Origin of the sequence: Humidesulfovibrio mexicanus (assembly GCF_900188225.1) — a bacterium.
In the GTDB taxonomy this organism is placed as follows: Bacteria; Desulfobacterota; Desulfovibrionia; order Desulfovibrionales; family Desulfovibrionaceae; genus Humidesulfovibrio; species Humidesulfovibrio mexicanus.
Genome location: NZ_FZOC01000001.1, coordinates 250,124 through 271,577, shown reverse-complemented (window position 1 = coordinate 271,577; position 21,454 = coordinate 250,124). Strand labels below are relative to the sequence as shown.

12 protein-coding genes and 1 tRNA gene are annotated in these 21,454 nt (G+C 65.5%); 1 reads left to right on the top strand and 12 read right to left on the bottom strand.

The features are described 5' to 3' along the window. The 4 genes from CHB73_RS01345 to CHB73_RS16670 form a co-directional block, all read right to left on the bottom strand. Complete coding sequence (locus tag CHB73_RS01345; protein ID WP_089271301.1) at window positions 1-8,475, bottom strand: CHAT domain-containing protein; 8,475 nt, start codon at window positions 8,473-8,475, stop codon at window positions 1-3. After that, complete coding sequence (locus CHB73_RS01340; protein ID WP_089271299.1) at window positions 8,472-9,077, bottom strand: DUF1318 domain-containing protein; 606 nt, start codon at window positions 9,075-9,077, stop codon at window positions 8,472-8,474. Before CHB73_RS01340 ends, CHB73_RS01345 begins: the two co-directional genes overlap by 4 nt. After that, complete coding sequence (locus CHB73_RS01335; RefSeq protein ID WP_089271297.1) at window positions 9,074-12,763, bottom strand: hypothetical protein; 3,690 nt, start codon at window positions 12,761-12,763, stop codon at window positions 9,074-9,076. The genes CHB73_RS01340 and CHB73_RS01335 overlap by 4 nt, the downstream gene beginning before the upstream one ends. 201 nt (window positions 12,764-12,964) lie before the next feature. Next, complete coding sequence (locus CHB73_RS16670) at window positions 12,965-13,186, bottom strand: hypothetical protein (RefSeq protein ID WP_179216845.1); 222 nt, start codon at window positions 13,184-13,186, stop codon at window positions 12,965-12,967. A 159-nt stretch (window positions 13,187-13,345) separates the two neighbouring features. On the opposite strand from CHB73_RS16670, the gene CHB73_RS01330 reads away from it, so the two are divergent. Continuing rightward, window positions 13,346-14,707, top strand: coding sequence for a methyl-accepting chemotaxis protein (locus CHB73_RS01330; protein ID WP_179216844.1), 1,362 nt, complete (start codon window positions 13,346-13,348; stop codon window positions 14,705-14,707). 44 nt (window positions 14,708-14,751) lie between these two features. Here the strand turns inward: CHB73_RS01330 and CHB73_RS01325 are convergent, their stop codons facing one another. The 8 genes from CHB73_RS01325 to ileS form a co-directional block, all read right to left on the bottom strand. Continuing rightward, window positions 14,752-15,291 carry a superoxide dismutase family protein gene (locus CHB73_RS01325; RefSeq protein ID WP_089271293.1) on the bottom strand — a complete coding sequence of 180 codons (540 nt, stop codon included), beginning with the start codon at window positions 15,289-15,291 and terminating at the stop codon, window positions 14,752-14,754. 172 nt (window positions 15,292-15,463) lie between these two features. Then, a tRNA-Arg gene (locus CHB73_RS01320) sits at window positions 15,464-15,540 on the bottom strand. Between the two features lie 49 nt (window positions 15,541-15,589). After that, on the bottom strand, window positions 15,590-16,324 hold the full coding sequence (locus CHB73_RS01315; RefSeq protein WP_235641461.1) for a protein phosphatase CheZ: 735 nt from the start codon (window positions 16,322-16,324) through the stop codon (window positions 15,590-15,592). A gap of 22 nt (window positions 16,325-16,346) precedes the next feature. Then, window positions 16,347-16,790: an NIL domain-containing protein gene (locus tag CHB73_RS01310; protein ID WP_089271289.1), complete on the bottom strand. Its 444-nt coding sequence runs from the start codon at window positions 16,788-16,790 to the stop codon at window positions 16,347-16,349. 48 nt (window positions 16,791-16,838) lie between these two features. After that, window positions 16,839-17,747, bottom strand: a complete 909-nt coding sequence (locus CHB73_RS01305; protein ID WP_089271287.1) for a tetratricopeptide repeat protein — start codon at window positions 17,745-17,747, stop codon at window positions 16,839-16,841. Further along, on the bottom strand, window positions 17,747-17,968 hold the full coding sequence (locus CHB73_RS01300) for a PLD nuclease N-terminal domain-containing protein (RefSeq protein WP_089271285.1): 222 nt from the start codon (window positions 17,966-17,968) through the stop codon (window positions 17,747-17,749). Before CHB73_RS01300 ends, CHB73_RS01305 begins: the two co-directional genes overlap by 1 nt. A gap of 4 nt (window positions 17,969-17,972) precedes the next feature. Further along, window positions 17,973-18,491 carry a signal peptidase II gene (gene lspA, locus CHB73_RS01295; RefSeq protein ID WP_089271283.1) on the bottom strand — a complete coding sequence of 173 codons (519 nt, stop codon included), beginning with the start codon at window positions 18,489-18,491 and terminating at the stop codon, window positions 17,973-17,975. Between the two features lie 8 nt (window positions 18,492-18,499). Continuing rightward, window positions 18,500-21,313 carry an isoleucine--tRNA ligase gene (gene ileS / locus CHB73_RS01290; protein WP_089271281.1) on the bottom strand — a complete coding sequence of 938 codons (2,814 nt, stop codon included), beginning with the start codon at window positions 21,311-21,313 and terminating at the stop codon, window positions 18,500-18,502. Between the last annotated feature and the right edge of the window lie 141 nt (window positions 21,314-21,454).

Here is a 21,454-nt window from a genome sequence, read left to right as displayed (position 1 = left end):
CTATTTGTAATCCCCCGTCAGGGTGAAGGCGCTCCAGTAGCCGGGGTGCGGGAAGCGCGTCCGCACATGCAGCATGGCCCGGCGTAGGCTTTCGGCCTTGGGGCGTTGCTGGTACTCTCGATAGAACTGCTTCATGAGCATGGCGGTGGCGATGTCGCTCACACGCCAGAGGCTGGAGACGAGGGCGTGCGTCCCCGCGTACAGGAAGGCCTGATTGAGGCCTTGCACCTCGTCGCCGCTGGTCACTTTGCCTAGCCCCGTCTGGCAGGCGGAGAGCACCACCAGGTCGGCGTTGATGTCGAGGTCGAAGACCTCCCCGGCCTCAAGGTCGCCGTTGTCGTTTTTTACCCCAGCAAGCTTGAGGGCGGAGAACAGCGGATTGGCGGGGTCGAACTCGCCGTGGGTGGCCAAGTGGATGATGCCGAACTCGCCAATGTGCCGCGTGAGCCACTGTTTCGTGGCCTTTTCGCCCACAAGGGCCGTCATGTCAGGATATGTCCAGGCCATCTGCTCCACCTCGCGTTCCGCAAAGGGCAGGTCCAGGGAACTGTCCCGCAGGTCGGGGTTGCCCACTGCCAGCACGCGGATGTTGCGCGCATCATTGCGCCGCGCCACCGTGAATCGGAACACGCTGGCGCTGGGCAGTTGGAAGAGGGCGTGGCGGTCCAGCAGATGCTCCTCGCCATTGCCAAGGCTGGCGAAGGACAGGGTGTGCAGCGCATCGTGGGGCACGATGCCCAGGGTCCGAACTCCGGCGAGCTTCGGCAGGGCAGGGGCCACAAGGAGATCGTAGAGTTCCTTGGAATGGGCGTCCGAAGGCTCCAGATTCTGGAGCATCCTCCGGTAGGTGAGCACCATGCGGCCCAGGGTCTCACGACCCAGGCGCGTGCGCACCAGCTCCGCCCGGCCGGAGTCCACGGTCCAGCAGAACACTTCGTCGGCGGTGACGTAGTAAGTCAAAAGCCCCACGCCTGGCTCCAGCAGCTTCTGCACCTCGCCCAGCCTCAGCGGGTTCACCGAGACCAAGCTCGCCAGGTCTGGACGCCGGGCCTGGAGGTCCAGCAGGGCGTCGCGGTATTCGTCCTGGGCGCGCTTGACGCCGCGTTCGTAGACGGCGCGTTCGGCCTGCGCCTGGGCTCCGGCGAGCAGCGTCTCCTGGTCGTGCAGCTTGCGGCGCAATGCGTTCATGCGTTCGTAAAGGGGCTTGTCCTCTGGTCTTTGTGGATTTCGCCGCGCATTGCCGAGCAAGTCCATGAGGTTTCGCGCCCGGGAGCGTTCCGCCGTGCGGAAGCTCTCCGCCACCTCGCCCAGGTCGGCCAGCACGGTGACGAGGTCTTCGTAGGCTACGGCCTTGTCGGCGATGAACCCGTCCTTCAACTGGTCGACCTTGAGTTCGGCGCGCATGTCCTCAATGACCGTCACGGCCTGCTCCAGCAGGGCGCGGGCCTCGGGCAGCCGCCGCGCCGACATGGCGATGCGCGCCAGGCCGTGCAGGGCACGCCAGCGGCTGTCGCGCAGGTTCATGTCCCTGGCCAGGGCATCGGCCTGGGAGAAGGCCCGGAACGCCGAGTCTGCGTCGCCCGTTGCCAACAGCGCTTCGCCTTGCGCCAACACGATCTTGGCCTGGTTCACGCGGTTGCCCGTTTGCGACACGATGTCCAAGGCCTCGCCGAGCAGGGGCAAGGCCTTCTTGGGGTCGCCCATGCGCGCGTAAGTTTGGGCGATGTTGCGCAGGTCGTAGGCGATGGCCCAACGCGAGCGGATCTCGCGGTCAATGTCCAGGGCCTCGTTCAGGGTCTTGAGGGCCTTCTCCGGTCGGCCCATGTCGCGCTCCACAAGGCCCCTGTTGTTCAGTGTGGTGGCCACTTCGTCCTTGCGGATGCGCAGGCTCCTGGCCAGGGGCAGGGCCGCGTCCAACTCGCGGATGGCGCGCTCGTGGTCGCCAAGGCTCCACCAGAGCAGGCCGGCAGTGTTGCGGGCGATGACCTGCTCCAGCGCCCAGCCGTGTGTTTCGGCGCTAGAGAGCACCGCGCGGACGAGGTCGAAGGCCTCCTGGTAGCGGGCCTGGCTCCATGCGTTGTTGGCCTGCTCGATGACGATGCGCAGGCGCAGGCGTTCCTGGTCCTTGCCCGTGCCGGCCAGCTTGAGGGCCTCGGCGTAGCGGCGGTCGGCCTCCGGGAAGTCCCCGGTGAGGCGCGCTGAGCGGCCCATGTCCAGTTGGGCCTGGGCCATGTCCGCCCGTTTGCCCAGCTCCGTATAGATGCGCAACGCTTCGCCGTAGGCGGCCCTGGCCTGCGCATATTGCGAAAGCCGCATGTCGTGGATGCGGCCGATGCTCATATATTGTCTGGCCACCAGTTCCTTGGTTCCGGCCTTTCGGGAAAGCTTGGCCGCGCCTTCGAAGCGTGCGAGGGCCTTGTCGTACTGGACGGCGTTTTCCAGCACCGCGCCCAGACTGGACAGCGCTTCGATTTCTTTTGGCGTCAGCTCAAGATTGGCCAGCATCTCCGCCGCTTGCTCCATGGCTGTGATGGCGGCGGGGTAGCGCTCAAGCCTTGCCTCCACCAGGCCCAGCCGCAGCAAGGCCTCGGCATGGGCCGGGGTGTCCGGCTGGATTTTCGCCAGAAGCACGGCCAACTCCCGCGCGTAGGCCAAGGACTTATCGTATTCTCCAGCGCCGTATGCGCTCTCGCGCGAGTAGGCCAGCAGGTCGGGCATGTGCTTTGCGAATTGTCCGGAGGAGCGGGCCACGCGCAGGGCGTTTTCAAAACGCGCCAGAGCCTCTGCGCTGCGGCCCGACTTGAAGGCCTCCATGCCGGAGTGCACGTAACGCGCGAACTGCGTCACGGCGAAGGCCTCTGCCTCCTGCACGGAAAGGCCGGGATCGCCCAGCAGCAGCCAGCGGGGAGCACCCGTGCGCCCAGAGGCGTCGGCGGCCGTTGTCTCGGCATAGGCCGTCAGGAAGGACTCCATGCGTCTTGTCGTTTCGCCGGGAGCGGACGCAGGCGGAGCCGCAAGCACCGAGGGAACCCCATAGAGCGAGAGCAGTTGCGCGATGAGGGGCAGGTCCTGCGCTTCGGGGTGCGCCAGCACGGCCAGGGAAGTCTCGCGCAGGGAGGCGGCCAGGGCAGCCAGGCCAACGGGTTCGGCCTTGGGGTCGTTCAAGGCCAGGAATTCCGTGGCCTGTTCGTTTTGCCGACTAGGCGCGCGGTGGAGCTGCCGTACGGGTGGCGTGGCCACAACTGTATGTGCTTGCGCCGCCAGAACCGCGAGTTCCGGCTGGGAGGCCTGGGCGTTTGTCGCGGTGAACGGCTTCGGCGCGGCATAGGCGCCGGACACGAACAGCAGGTTTGTCCGGAAGGGCTTGCGCGAGGCTAGGCTGCGTCGCATGTGCGTGCCGGACAGGCCTAGGGACACCGCGTGGCTGATGTCTTCGTCGGCCAAGACGGTCGGCTCCTCGAAGAGGAGCAGGCGCTTTTCGCCTGGGGCGGGCGGAGGAAGAACCGGAACGGGCCCATTCGGCAGTGGCAGCACACGCACGGAGTCCGCGTCGAGCCGCAGCGCAGCCCAACCGCCGTCCGGCAACAGGGCGACACGAAGGGCGTGCGTCCCCTTTGGAAGGGCGTCCATGAGGTCCATGGCCTCGACGGGTGCGGGCAACGCGAATCCCAGCGCGCCAGGGGCGTCTTGCCTCCCCATGTCGCGGACCGCCTCGGCTTTGAGAGCGGTCAGCCGCGCGGCCAGGGCCGTGTGGCGCTGGCGCAGCGCGGTCGCGGAGTGCGCGTCCGTTGTGGAGACGACCGAGGCGGCCGTGGCCGAGAGTTCGGCCGACAGGCCATGGAGCATGAGCAGCCAATCCTGTTCGGCTTCGCCTTGCCCGGCGCGGGCGACTCCGGGCAGGCGTTCTCGCTCGGGTCCAAGCTCGGCGGCGAGGATTTCCCGCTCCTGCTCCAGGCGGCGCGAAATGTCGGCGCGCTCTTGGTCGCGCACAGCCGACAGCCGGTCCGTCAGATCTCGAATGGCCAGCAGGCGCGTGCCACACCTTCGCAGCAGGCCGCGTTCCGCCTCCGCAGGGGCGGCTCCTCCCAGGGCACCCATGCGGGAGACACGCTCCAGCTCCGAGAGCCGCTCCAGCAGGTTGAACGCGGCCTCGGCCTTGCCTGTGCGGATGAGAGCGTCGACCTTGGGAGCGAAGGTTCGCATGACCTCCCCCGGACCGCAGGTCGGTTCGTCCAGGGGCAGTGCTTCCAGGGTGGAAAGGGCTTCGTCCAGGTGGCCCAGCCCGGCCAGTGCGCGCCAGCGAACGCCTGGCAGCAGTCCGCGTTCCGCAAGGGCCAAGGCCGCCTCAAAGGCTTGGGCGCGGCGACCTGTTTCGCCAAGGCGCAGCGCGAGAGCCGCCTCGTTGAGGCGCAGGGCCGCGTTGACGGCCACGGCGCGGCGGTCGGTCGGCGGGTGCGCACGGAACCATTCCAGGCCGTCCGCAAGGCGCTGGCCGACGCGGGCAAGGGTGTCCATGCGCAGGGCGGCAATCTGGGCCGGGTCGGCTCCGGGGGCGAGGTCGAAACGTTCCGCCAACGCCATGCCGTGGGCGGCCATGAGGTTGTGGAAGACTGGAACGGCCAGAGACTCTCCGCTCGGCGGCGCGCTGCGCAGGCTTCGACGCACCAGACCCTCCAGGCTGCGCAGTTGGTCCATGCGCTGGGCGAAGCGTTCGTCCACGGGCAGGGCGGCCTGCACGGCGGCCATGTCGGCCGCATTGAGGCTGGCGCTGACCACGTTTCCAAGTTCCAGGGCCAGTTGGGCCGAGCGGCGGAAGCGCTCGAAGGCTGCGGCCTCGCGTCCCAGTCCGGTTTCCAGCAGCCCCGCACGATGCAGCAGCAGCGCCGCGCCAAAGGCGTCCCGGGGGGCGATGTCGCCCCGCTCGAAGGATTTGGACTGGCGTTCCACAAGGCCAAGGGCTTCGCGCGGTCGGCCTTGCTCCGCCGCAATGCGCGCCAGGAAGGTGTCGGCCAGGCGCAGCTCCTGCTCCGCGCTGAAGCCGTAAGCTGCCTGGGAGGCCGTGGTCGCGTCCAGGGTCACGTCGAAATCCAGGTTGACAAGACCTTTGCCCCGTCCGCCGCCACGCTTGCCAACGACGCCGTGGCGCGCCACAAGCTCCGGAACCCGTCGGAAACCGGCCTCCGCAGCGTCCAGCAGGCGGTCGCGCTCAAGGCCGGTGGTAAGCCCCGCCTCCATGAAGGCGTTGTAGGCTACGGAGCGCTGGTTGGCGGCCAGGTTGCGGTTCAGGCCAAGGGCGGTGTTCATGGCCAGGGCCTTTTCAAAGGATTCGCGGGCCTCCTTCCAGCGCCCGGTTTCCTGAAGCGCCAAGCCGAGGCGGTCGTGAAGCTCCGCCCGCAGCTCCACGAAGCGCGGCGGGAAGCCCAGCGCCTCGCGCACCTTGTTTGTCATCACCTTGAGGTTCAGCATGTGCGTGTCCGCCTGCCCAGGCATGAGCGGGGGCAGTTCGCGGATGATGGCGTCCTGTTCGGAAAGCAGCCCCTGGATGGCCGAGGCGTAGCGTGCCCAGGCGGGATCGGGCGGCGGTCCGGCTGGGGCTGTGCTGGCCTCGAAGAGTCGGTTGTTCAGGTCGGATTGGCGCGTGGCCAGCTTCTTGGCCGTTTCGGCGAGATTTTCTTGCCCAAGGGCCGGAGTCAGGACGCGATCGAACACGTAGCGGCCGATGCGACCGAAAATCTCCGAGGCGAATTTGGGCTGGATGCGTTGTTCCACCAGTTCAAGGGATTGCGTGTAGGCCAGGATGGGCTTTTCCGGTTCGCGCACCTGGAAGGCCGATGCCCCGAAGCGCTGCAAAAACAGGATTTCGGTCTCCTCATTGTCGAAAGGAACCCCGGAATCGTGGCGCTTCTGGTATTCCTCGAAAGCGTCGGCATATTGCCCGAGCAGGAAGTGCGCGTTGCCGATGTTCAAGTCCAGGTTGGCGGCGTTCTCCGGATTCTGCTCCCTCGCGTTGAGAAAGCGCGCGCGCCGGTATGACTCCAGGGCGGATTCGAGTCTGCCGCGTTCCTTGTGCACGGTCTCCAGCACCTCGTCCACATAGCCCAGGGTCTGGTGGAAGTATTCCATCTGCCCGTTGCGCTGGATGGCCCGGACGATGAGTGAGCGGGCCTCCAAGAGCGGCGCTTTGCCGTCCTGGTAGGTCAGGGCCAATCCTGTGGCGTAGAGCAGGGTCGCGTCGTCGGGCTGTTGGGCCAGGCGTGTCCGGTATTCGGCCACCGTGGCCGGAATGGTGCGCAGGGCGGCGCTGGCGCGGATCATGCCCCGGTGGGCCGGCACGAAGGAGGGATCGTCGCGCAGCAGCCCGGCGAAGATCGCCTGGGCCGATGAGACCTCGCCCACGCGCAGCAGGTAGTCGCCTGCGGCCACGGACTTGCGCAGGTGCGCCGTCTTGGCCAGCCGGTACAGGCGGTCCTCGAAGGGGCGGGCGGCCATTTCCGTTTCATAGAGGTCCAGGGCCTGGTGGAAGCGCTCCTCCAGATACAGGATTTCGGCGAGCGCCATGCGCGCGGCGGCAAGCTGCGTGCCAGCCTGGGGAACGCTCTTGGCCCTGGCGATGCATTGGCGGTAGGCGTCCTTGGCCCGCGCCCGCTCGTCGGCCGCGAAGTACACGTCGCCCAGGCGGTTCAGCGCGCCCAAAGAAAGCTTGGGCAGGCTTTGGCGGTATTGCTCGCTTAACAGCGTCAGGGCCTGGGCCTTGTCTTCAAAGCGTTCTCCCGCACCGGCCAGACTGCGGTCCAGCACGCGCGAGACGGCGAGGTCCGCCCAGCTGCCCTCTTCCGGATGCTGGCTGATGACCTGGGCGTACAGCGGCAGCACCGCCTGGATGTGGCCGATCTTGGCGTAGGTTTCAGCCTTGAGGAACAGGGCTTCGGCCTGTTGCTCCCGGTCGCAGCCCGGTGCCGCGAGCAGGGCGTCCAGGAGTTGCAGGCTCCCCGTGAGCGAAGCCGAGTCCATGCCTCGCTCCATGAGCAGCCGCGCCAACTCCAGCTTTGCCTGGCAGCGCACGCGAGCGTCAGCGCCGCTTTCGTTGGCGATGGCGTCCAGGGCCTGCTGGGCCTTGTGAAGGGCCTGTGCGCGACCGGCGTCATTGACGGCCTTGCGGCGTTCTGCCTTGGCCGCGAGCAGGGCGAGACGCACCCGCGCGAGCCCGGAGTGGGGCTGCTTGCCAAGCTGTGCCGCGTCTTCGTGCGAGGTCTTGGCCTGGGCGTCGAGCCCCAGAATCTCGTATTGGCGGCCCTGGGAGTACAGGGCCACGGCTGCAAGGTGGGCCGCCGCCCCGGCGGTTTGCGCCGAGCGGGCGTAGCCGAGGATGGTCAGCGCCCGGTCCACCGGGAGTTGGTTGGCAAGGGTGTCGGCAAGGCCGAGAAGTTCTTCGGATGGGCGGTCCGGTATCTCGCCCTCTGGCGGCAATGACCAGACATTGGACGGACCTCCCCGCTCGGAGAGAAAATAGAGCCTGTCCGCCGTCATGATGGGGGAATCGGCTGCGTGCCCCGCACTGGTGAGCTGGCTCGCGGACGAACCGGGGCGCGATGGGGCCTGGGCGATGAATGGCGACAGCTTTCCGCTCGCATCGGCCGGGGAGACGACGAAGAGAATGCGCGACCCATCCGGAGTGAAGCGCGGCGCGGACTCGTTTTCCGCGCCGCTGGTGAGCTTGCGGGCTGGGCCTCCGGGAAGGTCCATGAGATGCACGGCGCTTGCGCCGCTTCGCGTGGACACGAAGGCCAGGCGCTTGCCGTCCGGAGAAGGCGCGGGATTGGATGCGTCGCCGCCGGTGTCGAGCACGCGCGGGGAGGCCTTTCGGGCGTCCAGGGCAAGGGCGACGATGCGCCGGTCGCCATGCCCCGGCAACCGTTGGTGGAAATAGAGGGTCTTGCCGTCGGCCGAAAACGCGGGGGCGCCATCTTCGGTATCGCGGTCGGTGAGTCGGCGGAGACTGGCGTCGGGGGTGCCCAGGTCAAGAAGGTAGATGTCGCCCTTGATGTCGTCCTCAAGGCCGACGAAGGCCAGTTGCCGCCCGTCCGGCGAAAGGGCGGGCGAAAGCCTGTCGGCCAAGGCCGGGGCCAGGCGACGAGGCAAAACCGGGACGCCCGTGACCAGGGAGCGCAGCCAGAGTTCGCTGTAGCCGCCGGAAACCCTGGTCAGCACGAGCCACTTGCCGTCGCGGCTCACATCCGCCTGCCGCACGGCCCCGGTTTCAAAACTCGCCTGTTCGGGCAGGTTCACATCGAGTTTTCTGGGCGCCGTGCGCATGGCTGCAGGGCGAAGAAGCCCCGCAGCGGGCGTTTGGCCGGGCTGGGCCGTTTGGTCCAGTGCGGCATCGGGCGGAGCTGCCGCACTGGGCCGGTCCGGGCAGATGAGCAGGGCGGTCGCAAGCAGTGCGGCCAGGGCGGGGCGCGTTGTCCGGGCGTTCATCGCTTCACCGTCCAGGCACCATCGGGATTCTGGAACTTGTCCCCCGGCTGCGAAGCATCGGCCGCGAGCTTGGCGAACACGGCGCGCACCTTGGGCATGTCCGCCCGGGTAAGCCTGGCGTTGGTCTCCATGGCCCGGCGCATCACCACCTCGCGGGCGGCGTTGACCTCGGCGACGACGTTGTCGAATTCCTTCTGTCCGTAGCGGGCCGCAAATTCCTTCAAGTCGTCCGGGGCGTTGCCGCGCGTCAGGGGGAAGGGTTTCAGAAGGCCCTGGTTGTCCTCTCCCGCCCATCCCAGGCGTTTGAAGGCGTCCACATCGTCGGCATGGAAGGACAAGAGCTGCATGGCGGCGATGGCGTCCTGCTGCTCGCCGCTCTTTGGAGGCGGCGTCTGGATGCGGCCGAGCGGGTCCACCCCGCGTACCGAGGCCACCAGCAGGGTTTCGTCGGACAAGGCATTGTAGGAGCCAAGAATCTGGTTCTCCAGGGAGGTGCGTTCGCTGGCCACGTTGACCTTGACTTCGGCCAGGGTGCAGCCGACGAGGGCCGAGCACAGGGCCGCGGCCAGGACACAGGTGCGAGGGGCGGAGTGGCGCTTCATCGTGATCCTCCTCGTTTGGCTGGTTCCACCACGCGCAGGGCGCCCTGAGGGTCCGCAGGGTCGCGGCAGATGTGCGTTCCTGATGCGGCGTCCAGCAACCGTATGAACCCGGGCACGGCGGCAAGCGGCGTGGCGAGCTTGTCGCGCAGGGGCAGGTTGGCGATGGGCAGTCGGTCCACGGGAGGAAGGTCCAGGCGGAAGCCTTTGATCTCCACCGCCCCGGTGACGCTGAGGTTTCCGTAGGAGGCCGCAACGCGCAGATGCCGCGGGTGGCCCATGTCCATGAGGCGGCGTTGCTGGACGATGGCCTCGTTCTGTTCGTCCGGGTCCAGGGCGTAGAGGACGCGCTCCAGTGTGCGCGGCCCGATTTTGGTGATGTCCACGCGCAGCACCAGCCGTCTGAGCAGCTCTTCGGGATCAGGGGTGAGGGGCAGCGAGACGGTGACGCGGCCGGAAGCCTCGGCCTGGTCGCCCGCATCGCGTGCGGTCCCGCCCTGCACAAGGTTGGCGGCATCAATGCCCGTGAAGCCGAGGTCTGCGTCCAGGGTGTAGCGTCCTGCCGTTTTGCGCAGCATGGCGCTGCCGAGAATATCGCCCCCCAGCAGTCCGCATCGGAAGGACTTGAGGCCTGGAACCGGCCCGGTGTCGTCGAGGCGTGCCGCAAGGTCGCGCAGATCCACGGCCAGGCGGCCTGCTCGAAGCCGGATTCTTGCGGCTGTGAGCGCTCCGCCGACAGCACCCGCGTCTCCGGCGTTGTCTTGAAGCAGCACGCCGCCAAGCGGCGCTTCTGCGGAGGACTGGAACTCCCCCTGGGCGGGGAAGAGGTCGAACACCTGTTCGGAGAGCGGCGCGGCTGCGGAAGGGGCATCACCTGGGCAGGCGAGCCCTGGTGCAAGGCGGAAGCGCCGCCCCAGGCGCAGGGTGCTGGTCATGCCCTGCACGGCCATGTCCGGGCCGAGGCTGAGGTCCAGGCCGGGGCTGAGCAGCCTGGCTGACATGTCAAGGGTTCTGCCCCCCGTGAGCCGACCTTGCGCCTGCGCCTCAAGCTGTCCCGTCCCGCCAAGTCCCTTGGCCTTGGCGCGTGGTGGCAGGGCGGCAAGGCTTGTTGCCAGCCGGAAAGCGAAAGCGCCATCCAGACGTTCCAGCGCGGCGGCCAGGATGTCCGGAGCGCCAAGCAACGAGTCCAGCTTGTCCACAGTGAAGGTGAGGTTCTGGTCGAGCTCCAGTCCGTCCAGATGGAGCATCTGGGACAGCTGCGCCGAGCGGAGGCTTTGCTGGGCGGCGTTTATCGTAAGCAGGCCGCTGATGGGCCGCGCAAGTCTCCCTGCCCCCGGAACGGTTTCAAGGGGGCCGAAAGCCACGCTCCCCTCCAGATTCGCCCTGCGCAGCCCCTGGCGAACGGCAAGCCGCATTGGGCGCGGCGTGGTCAGTCCACGCAATCGCAGCGGTTCAGGCTGGCCCCCGCTTGGCGCGGCGAGAGGCAACGAGATGTCGAGCCTGTCCAGCCGCAGGGTGGCGTGCAGCTCATGCAACGCTTCAAGTTTTTTAAGCTTTTCTTTTAGCGAGTTGGTGATGCTCGGGCCGCCTGCGTTGGTTGCGGCGGGGAGCTCCGCGTCAAGTGTCCAGGTGGCCTCAGCCGTCCCGCTGGCCGCAAGCCCGGACGGGACGAGCGGGGCGCAAAGGGCCAGCGCCCTGCCAGCATCGATGCGCAGTCCGCCCGTGCTGCGCAGGCTGCGTGCGGCAAGGCTTGCCATCGCGTCGCCGTGACCGGCCCGGCCAAGGTCAAGCCTGACCGACGCGTCCGTGAAGCCCGTCAGGCCATCGTGGCCCAGAGTGATCTTGGGCGCCACGGCCAGCAGTTCCAACGGGGTGGATATGTGTCCGGAAGGGTGCTGGATGCGGAGTTCGGGTGCGCTGACGGACAGCGACCGGACCGCAACCGTGGCGGTTTTGCTGGTGGGAAGCTGGCCTGTTGCGGCAAGCGCGATATCCATATTCGGCACGGACGCCGTGTCCGTTGCTTCCAGTCCGTGCAGCCGCACATCCGCCTTGAGGGCCAACTGCCCGCTTACGCCGTAAAGGGCCTCTGCGGTCGGGAGCAGGTTCGTGAATTCCAGCGAAGCGTTCGGCAGGCGGAACGCCTTGAGAGTCAGAGTCTTTTCACCATCCAGAAGAAGGGAGTCGGCTTCTACGGCCGCCTTTGCACGGATGTCCCAAGGTTCGGAGGCTGGCAGGTTTGCGGCGGCTTCATGCACCAGCAGCCCCACGTTCCGCGCCTGCAGGCGGGCGGGGGGCAGGGTCGCCCTTTCCACGCGAAGGGAGAAGCCGCGCAGGACGAGGCGGATGTCTGGTCGTCCGCCTTCTGATGAGATTTCCGAGGCGAGGTCCAGTCGGTCCAGGCCAAACTCGGCTCGCTTGAGGCTGAGTCCAGCCGGGAGGAAGCCCTGCAGTGCGGGAAGCAGCGGCGCGAGCTGCAGCCTGACATCGGACATGCCGACCCCCAGGCGGACGCTGTTTTTCTGGAGGCCGTCGAGCTGTGCGGTCCAGCCCAGGCGCGAGGCTTCGCCGTTTTGGAAGCGCAGCTCCATACTGCCGGGCATGGCCGCCGTTTCGGAAACGAGGTCAAGCTCTGCCTCCTGTAGCAGATTCAGGCTCAGCGGTCCTACGGACGTGGAGCCGAGGGGCCCCTTTGCGGCGCGCAGCGCATCAACAAAGAGCGCCAGCCCCAACTGCGCACCTTCGGCTCCCTGGCGCTTGATGCTTGCGGAAGCGGCAAGCGAGCCGCTGAGTTCAGGCAGGGGGGCGGGCACAAGCGGCGCGAAGGCGTTGCGGACTGTGCGCGCATCGGCTCGCAGGGACGCCGTGATCCCAGCGTCCATGCTGCCTTGGACCAGCAGTTCGGTTCCCGGTGCGTCAAGCCGCGCATCCAGTTTTGCCTGCGCCGGAACAAGGCGGCCGTTCGCGTCTTTGAGGTCGGTGAGCTTCGCCTCCAGGCTGATTGGAACGGGCATCGGCTGAGCGTTGTCGGTAATGGGGCGCAAGCTGAGTGAGGCCGCGACATGCAGGGGGGCATGACGCAGGCCAGAGGATTCGACCAGCGAGTTGACCACGCACAGTTCAAGCGGCTGTCCGCCCGGCTCCGGCTCGATGCGCACGATGGCGTCGGTCAGTTCGAGGCGCATGTGGGCGTCCACGTCGGCGTCGACTGGAGCCACGCCCGTACGCAGCAGGGCAAATGCCTTGCGCAGGCTTTCAGGGAGTGGCGGGTCGGGTTCCTTGGGCGTGTGGGGCAGCCGCAGCCGCAGGCCGCGAACGGCCAGGTCCATGCGCAGATCTCCGCTCAGCAGCGCACGGTAGCCTAGGTCCAGGCGCGCTTCTGCAACGCGCGCCAGAAACGTCGGCGACGGCAAGTCACCCTGCCCAATGCGCAGGGATGTGAGGCGTAATCCGCCAGCCCAGCTGAACTCCAGTCGTTCCACCGCCACGGGTTTGCCCAAGGCGGACTCCAGTGCGCGCGTGGCAAGCCCAAGGCCAAAATCGGAAGACATAAGGGGCGGCAGGGAGAGCCCAGCGAGCAGGACGAGGCCGAGCAACGCCAGGACCGCCACGGCAAACACGGAAAGCGTTCGCCGTATGGCCTTGAACTGCTGAAATTTTGTGACCCTGCTCAACCAGGACATGGACATGCTTGCTCCGGTGCGGCTTGTGGCCGATGCGGGCCTGGAAAAGGATGATTTCTGATCCTCCCTCTAATTTTGCAAGAAACGGGGCGTCCATGCAACGCATTTTCCTCGGTTCGGCGTCAGACGTCATCTTGGCCGGATTCTTGCTTTTTGGGTTCAGTCGTTCCCCCCAATGCAAGGAGACAGATTTTCATGAATTTTCAGTCACTCCAGGTCAAACTTGGCGCTATCGCGTGCATTCTGCTCATGATCGCTTCGCTCCAGCTCATGCTGCCCGGCGATTCCGCACTTCAGGGTGGGGCTCGGCAAATGACAAATGTGCAAAGCGTCCTGCTGTCGTATGGAACCGTTGTCGCCGCCGCCCTTGCTTTGGTCGCGTGCGCGGTTGTGGCCAGTGTTCTCGGCCAATTGAGTAAAGGCGTGCATGAGTTGCTCGGCTGCATTGAACAGGCTGATGCCACGGAGGATGCGGGTTTAAAGACAGTTTTGAGAGTTGGCGGCGACAAACTTGTCATGCTTTTTGATGGAATAGATAAAATTGTTAAGTCTTGCCGACAGCTACGCCGGGAGCGTGAAAGCTTGTCCATGCGCGTTGTCCAAGCGGAACGCGCGGTGGAAGAGGCCATTGCCAGTGCAGTCCTGTCGCGTGAACGAGCCGAGGCGTCCCGCCGTGATGGTCTGCTTTCCGCCGCCCGTACGCTTGGCGTCGCCATCGACGGCATCCACGCCTCTTGCGACGAGTTGCGCGCCCTTTCCGAAGCAAGCGGCGCTGGCGCCCAGCGGCAGCAGGATCTTATGCTCGATGCGGCGGCGGCGACGGAATGCCTGGACAAAGCCGTGCGCCAAATGCAGACCCGCGCCACAAGCGCGGTGGACCAGGCCGGGCTTGCCCGGGACAAGGCGCAAGATGGTTCCGGAACGGTGGAGGAGACCGTATTCGCCATCCGCGAGGTGGAGCGCAAGGCTCAGGATCTTGCCTCGGTGGTGCGCGAACTGGGCGGCCAGGCCCTGGCGGTGGAGAAGATCATGGACGTCATCAGCGACATCGCCGACCAGACCAACCTGCTTGCCTTGAACGCCGCAATCGAGGCCGCGCGCGCTGGCGATGCGGGGCGTGGCTTTGCCGTTGTGGCGGACGAGGTGCGCAAACTGGCGGAAAAGACCATGAGCGCCACGCGCGAGGTTGCACAGCGAACGCTGGACATCCAACAAGGGGTGGAGCGCACCGAACGAGACATGGAGGAGACGGCCAGCCGTGTGGCCAGCGCCGTCGGGCTGGCGCAGGTCTCGGGAGAATCGCTTCGCGAGATCGTCAACCTTGCCGACGACACGGCCCGAAATATTCGAGACATGGCCGAAGCCGCCGACGAGCAGGCGCAATCAAGCGGCCGCATCGGCGACATCGTGCGCCAAGTCAAGCGCATATCCGAACAGAGCCACGCCGGGGCCCAGAGCTCCTTGTCATCGGTGACCGGCCTGCTTGGTCGCGTGGTGGAGCTTGAGTCCATGAACGCGGTGTTCCAACTTATCGGCGGCGGAGCCATACAGGCTGTCGTGGACGGTCTGGCTGCGGACAGTCGGATTCTCTCCATGGACCGCGCAGAGCAGGAGGCCGCCCTGCGCCAGGCCCTGACGACACATGCCTCCCTTGAGCTGCTGTACCTTACGGATGCCCGCGGCCGCCAAGTGGTGTCGAACATGGGCCGCGGAAGCGGTGGAATCAGCGCGGACGCATCGGCCTTTGGCCGCGACTGGTCACGCAGGCCTTGGTTCACGCAGCCTGTTCAGTCGCGCGGGATGGCCGTAAGCGAGGTGTATGTGTCAAGCGCCACCGGAGAGAACTGCATCACCGTTTCCGCCCCTGTGTACTCCAAGTCCGGAGATCTGCTGTGCGTCATCGGCGTGGACGTGAACCTGGGCCGCGCAACGGCAAGCCGTGCGGCCTGAGGCAACGCCTTGCCCCCATGCGTCGGCTTTCCGGGGGCGTTTGCTCAGCGCGACTGGCCGATGACGCCGCAGGCCACGGCAGGACCGGAATTCCCGTCCGGCTGCGTGGTGAAGTCGTCGGGCCGGGCGGTGACGATGACCGTGCGTCCGTTGATGGACATGGGGCCGCCGTCCAGGCTCAGGCCGGCCATGCGCGCCTGGAAGCGCGCCGTGCCATCGGCCCCTGCCGTGACCATGGGCAGGTCGCCCGCGTGGTGCGATGCGGCGCCTGGGCTGCCGTGGCGAGCGCCGGTTGGATTGAAGTGTCCGCCCGCGTTGCGCGCGGCGGGCCCGCCGCAATCCCCGCCCTCGTGAATGTGCAGGCCGTGCGCGCCCGGAGTCAGCCCCGTGAAGGTTCCCAGTATGAGCAATTCCTTGCCTTGCTGGCGGAAGGTCATAAGGCCGGAGGCCTTGCCGCCTTTAACTGGGGCGAGGCGGGCTTCCACCTGTGAGGGGCTCATGAGACGCGCTGCGGCGCCGCAGCCGCCGACCAGCAGCGAGAACAGCGCCAGCATGGGCAGGAGCAAAAGGCGTGATTTCGGCATTGGGGCTCCTTGGGGTGCATTTGTGAGGGCGAGCAGCCGTTTTGGCATGTCGACCAGCCGGAGGGTAGCATGATCGAACCGGAAAACAAAGACGGGCCGGATGAGGCATGGCGTTACGGAGATGCACGTAAAAAAAGGCCACATCTACGCGGATGCGGCCTTTTATGTGCTGTGGTGGGCAATGCGGGATTCGAACCCACGGCCTTCGGCTCCGGAGGCCGACGCTCTATCCAACTGAGCTAATTGCCCGTGCGGGTTGCCTAGCTATCCTTTTGGCGTTGGCCTGTCAAGGCGGTATCTACAGCCCCAGGCTGGCCAGCAGGTCGTCCACGGAGCCCTGCGTGGAGTCGAGCTGCGGGCCTTGCAGTGTGGAGAGCTGGGTCTTGGCCTTGGCCTGAAGGTCGTTGAAGTCAGCCTCCTCGGCAGGCGCCTCGGCGCGGGCCTTGATCATGAGCCCTGTCGTCATGTACACATCAAGGACAATTTTTTCAATCTTCTTAATCGTTTCAATGATGATCTTGATGCGCTGCCCCGTGAGGTCCTGAAAGCTCAACGTGGTCATTATGCTCATGAGATCGCGGCTCAGGGCATCGTTGATGCGGCCGAGGGTCTCCCGTTCCGACTTGGATACCCCGCCCCTTTCGAAGGACTTGACGATGCCGCCCAGGGTGTCGCTCATTGTCTGCAGGTTTTCTATGGTTTCGATGATCTTGACCGTGGCGTTTTCCGTGGTCTGCAGGATGGCGTCAAGCTGGTTTGAGGCGCGGCTGAACAGTTCGTTGGGGTCTTCGCTCACAGGGACCGGCGCGCTGTTGCCGGATTTGGCGACTTTGATTTCCTGGTAGATTTCCTTGAAGCCTTTTTGCAGGTCCTCGTTCACGCGGCGATAAAACTCTCCCTCAAGCAACGCACCGGAGAGGGTGCGGGAGATCTCGCGCTCCACGGCGGCGGTTAGCGTATCGCGCAAGTCGGCGGTGAGCTTGTCGGCCACCTTCTGCATCAGTTCGCGCATGATGGGATTCTCTTCGCTCACGGTCGCCTCCTTGGCATCGGGGTCAGCTGAGATCGTCATCGTTCATATCGACGATCATGGCCCGCACAGGGCATACCCGTGTGCATATGCCACAGGCCGAGCAGCGGTCCACATCAAAAAGCACCTTGCGGGTGGTCAGGTCTACGGAAAGGGCTTTTGTGCGGCACAGAGAGGTGCACAGCCCGCAGTGCATGCAGGCGTCCTCGTCTCGGGACACCTTTTGCGAGGCCGGGGTAATTTTGACCCCGTTCTCTTTCAGGTAGGAGAGGCCCTTCTGATAGTTTTCCTCCCGGCCGGACACTTCCAGGGTAAGGCTTCCCTCATGTCTGGGGCTGATGTCGGCCTTGAGGATGTTGAAGCGCAGGTCGAAGAGCATGGCGAGGTTGCATACCACGGGCCTGCCGCTGGTCTCCGGCGGGAAGGAAAGGTAGATGATTTTGCTGAAGCCGTTGCCATCTGCTGTCATGTGGCGCCTCTAGCCCTGTTTCCGTCGTGACGGGCGGACGGGCGGGGGTTACTTGTGGTCCTTGAGAAACTTCTTGGCGCTGATGGATTCCGGGGCGCTGGGGAAGCGGGAAATGAGGTCCTCCAGCACGGCGCGGCCAGCCTTGTCCTTGCCGATCTTGAAGAAGGCCATGCCCTGCTTGAGCACGGCGGACTTGTACTTGCCGCTCTTGGGAAAGCGCTCGATGACTTCCTGATAGGCGAGCACGGCCTTGCCGTAGTCCTGCAGGTTGTAGGCGCTCTCGCCCACCCAGAAGATCGCGTCGGATGTCTTGGGATGCTTCTTGAAATTTGTGGCGAACTCCGAGTAGTACTGGCGCGCTTCCTCGTACTTCCGGGCCTTGAAGGACGCGTCCGCCTTGGCGAATAGGGCCTCCGCCGTATCCGTGGTCTTGATGGGCTCGGCCTTGGGCGCGGCCTTGACGGGCTCGGCCGGCTTGGCGGACGGCTGCGCCTTGTCCTGGGCGGGGGCGTGGACCTCCGCGTGCTTGGCCGGGGCCGGGGCCGGGGCGCCAAGGTCCATGCCGAACTGGCTCTGCAGCGCGACTTTGATGTTTTGCACATCGCCCGCAACCTCGGCCAGGGTGGGAGCGCCCTCTCCGGCGGAAGTCATGGCGTTGTATTTCATGGTGAGGGTGTCGAGTTTTTCCTGCATCTTGGCCACCTGCATCCGCATGGCCTCAAGCTCCGCCCAGGTGTTGGCCTGTTTGGCCTGCACCGGGCTCGTGCTCTTCTGTATCTCCTCGCGCAGCTGGTCCTGAGTCTGGGTCAGCTGCTCTTCCAGCTTCTGGATGGTGCGGCGGCTTTCCTGACGATCGCGGTAGGACTGGTTTTGAAGGGTTTCCAGGTCCGACTTGGTGGCGCAGCCGAACAGCAGGGCGGACAGGCCCACGGCAAGAAGCGTAGTGCGAGCGGTCATTACAGTCTCCTCCCTCTTTTTCTGCCAAAAATCAGATACGCCAGTCCCCCAAAAAAAGGAACCATGACCGCCAGCTGAATCCAGCCGAACTTGGCGTTGCTGGATCCGAAGTCACGGTGGAAGGCGTCCCATATTGAATAGAGGCTGATGGCGGCGAACAGCCCCACGGCCCCGAGGATGACGGCCCACTGCGATGGGGCCAGGTTGGGGAGCGCAAACATGCGGTTATCCTCCGGTCCCTGAGCGTCTGGTTTCGGTTTTGTGTTCGCGCCGGTTTTTCATGTACATGGAAACGATGACCGAAAACGCGCCGCAGGTGATGGCGATATCGGCCACGTTGAAGGCCGGCCAGTGATAGCCGCCCACATGGAAGTCCAGAAAATCCACCACGTGCCCGAAGCGGATCCGGTCGATGAAGTTGCCGAGCGCCCCGCCCAGCACAAGGCCCAGTCCCCAGATGAAGAACCGGTCGCCGGGGTCGGCGGTGGCGAGCAGGTAGGAGATGAAGCCCACAGCCAGCACGGTGACGGCAACGAAGAACCAGACCTGCCAGTTGCTGTCCGGGTTGTTCAGAAAGCCGAAGGCCGCACCCTTGTTCAGCACATGGGCCATGTTGAAAAAACCGGGGATCACGGGGTCCGTCTCCCACAAGGCGTACTTTTGCTGGATCACCGCCTTGGTGATCTGGTCCGGAATGATGACGCCTGCGGCGAGCAGGGACGCTGTTTTGAGGCGCGAATCCATTGCCGCTCCTAGTTTCCCAGAACCACCGCCGTACACCGCGGGCAAAGGTCCGGGTGCCCGGCGTCCTGGCCCAACGCTTCGTCGTAGCGCCAGCAGCGTTGGCATTTGTCGCCCGGGGCGCGGTCGACCGTCACCTTGAGCCCGGCCAGTTCCTCGGAAGCGTGCGCATCGGCCGGGGCCTCCGCCAGCGGGCGGACCTGGACCTTGGAGACGATGAGGAACTCGCGCAGATCGAGTCCTGGCGTCGCCAGGGCGTTGGCCATGTCGCCATCGGCGTAGAGGCTTACACTGGTGTCCAGGGAGTGCCCGATGCCTCCGGCCTTGCGCATGGGCTCAATGGCGCGGGTCACCTCGCCGCGCGCGGCCAGCAGCAGTTCGAAGCCTTGCCGTTCAGCGTCAGACAGGCTGGCCGACGCATCAGGCAGGCGCATGGTGAATACGCTTTTGCCGCCGGGGCGCGTGGCCTCGGGCAGTGTCTGCCACGCCTCTTCCGCCGTAAACGACAGCACCGGGGCCATGTCGTGCAACAGAATCAGCAGCGCCCTGTGCAGCACGGTTTGGGCGCTTCTGCGCTCCAGGCCTGCGCACACGTAGAGCCGGTCCTTGATGATGTCGAGATAGAAGGCCGAGAGGTCCGTGGTGCAGAGATTGTGCAGGGTGTGGTACACCTTGTGGAACTCGAAGTCCTCGTAAGCCTGGGCGATGGTCTTGTGGCGGCGCTCCATCAGGTCCAGGGCGAAGCGGTCCAGGGGGAGCATATCCTTGGGCGCAACCGCGTCAGCAGCCGGGTCGAAGTCGGCCAAGTTGCCCAAGAGGAAGCGCACCGTGTTGCGGATGCGGCGGTAGGCGTCCACCAGGCGTGAAAGGATCTCGTCGGAGATGCGCACGTCTTCCTGATAGTTCACGGCCGAAACCCACATGCGCAGGATCTCCGCGCCGTGCTTGTCGATGATCTCCTGCGGGGCGATGACGTTGCCGATGGATTTGCTCATCTTGCGGCCGTCGCCGTCCACCACGTAGCCATGGGTGAGCACGGCCTTGTATGGCGGAACCCCGCGCGTGCCCATGCTGGCCAAAAGCGAGCTGTGGAACCAGCCGCGATGCTGGTCCGAGCCCTCCAGGTACAGGTCCGCCGGGCAGGACAGCTCCGGGCGCTGCTCCAGCACAGCGGCGAAGCTGGTGCCGGAGTCGAACCAGACATCCAGGATGTCGGTCTCACGTCGCCAGTGCGAACGTCCGCATTTGGGGCACTTGAGCCCGGTCGGCACGATTTCCTCAAGCGGCGCCTCGAACCAGTAGTCACAGCCAGTGGGATGCTGCGCGAACTTCTCCACAACGCCCATGACCCAGGCTGGGTCGAAGTAGGCCTCGTCGCAGTCCTCGCAAATGAGCGCCACGATGGGCACGCCCCAGGTGCGCTGGCGCGAAATGCACCAGTCCGGGCGGTTCTCGATCATGTTGCCGATGCGCTCTTCGCCCCAGGCCGGAATCCAGCGCACGTCGTTGTGGATGGCCGACAGCGATTTTTTGCGAAGCTCGTTCGCCTCCATAGAGATGAACCACTGGGTGGTGGCGCGGAATATGACCGGCTCCTTGCAGCGCCAGCAGTGCGGGTAGGAGTGGCTGATCTTCTCCTGCGCCAGCAGATGGCCCACCTGCTTGAGCTTCTCGATGACCTTGGGGTTGGCCTCGAACACCGTGAGGCCAGCGAAGAACTCAACGTCCGTGAGGAAGCGGCCCGCATCGTCCAGGGGGGAGTACACCTCCAGCCCGTACTTCAGGCCCACTTCGTAGTCCTCGCGGCCGTGGCCGGGAGCGGTGTGGACGCAGCCGGTGCCCGCGTCCAGCGTCACGTGGTCGCCCAGGATGATGGGCGACTTGCGCTTGTAAAAGGGGTGGCAGGCTTCCAAACCTTCCAGGTTCGCGCCGCTCAGGCGAGCCACAACCTTGGGCGCGTCCCAGCCGAAAATCTCGGCGCAGGGGGCAAGCAGGCGTTCGGCCATGAGGTACAGGCAGCCGTCGGCCTCGGCGAAAACATAGTCGAACTCCGGGTGCACGCACACGCCCATGTTGTCCGGCAGGGTCCAGGGAGTGGTGGTCCAGATGGCCACGAAGGTCTTGGCGGGGTCCCACTTGGTCCCGGCGGGCAAAAGCTCCTGCACGCGCTTGTCCGCCAGGGGGAAGCGCACATAGATGGATGGGGAGGAGTGGTCGGCGTATTCCACCTCGGCCTCGGCCAGGGCCGTGTGGCAAGAGCAGCACCAGTAGATGGGCTTCTTGCCGCGGATCACCGATCCCTTGGCCATGAAGTTGCCCAGTTCGCGCGCCGTTGCGGCTTCGTATTTGGGGTCAAGGGTCATGTAAGGCTTGTCCCATGCCCCCAGTACGCCCAGGCGTTTGAATTCCTTGCGCTGGATGTCGAGGAACTTCAGCGCGTACTCGCGGCACAGCTTGCGCACGGTGACGGCGGGCAATTCCTTTTTCTTTTTCTTGAGCTCGGTCTCCACCTTGTGTTCAATGGGCAGCCCGTGGCAGTCCCAGCCAGGAACGTACTGGGCTTGCCTTCCGCCCATGTTGCGCGACTTGACCACGATGTCCTTCAGGGTCTTGTTCATGGCCGTGCCCATGTGGATGTTGCCGTTGGCGTAGGGCGGGCCGTCGTGCAGGACATAGGTCGCGTATCCCTCGTTGGCCGCAACCATCGCGCCATAGGCGTCGATTTCCTCCCAGAACTTGAGGATTTCCGGCTCCTTCTGCTTCAGGTTGGCCTTCATGGGGAAGCCGGTCTGCGGCAGCTTGAGGGTCTGCTTGTAGTCGCTCATTTCTTTGTGTTTCCTCGTCTTGAGGCAGGTCGTTCAGCGGCCTGCACGGGGTTTCATCGGAACGGGTAAATTTGCTGCATAGCCGACTGGAAGTCAAGCAGGGCCGCTCCCTCGGCCCGGGGTGACGGCAGGACATGCGGA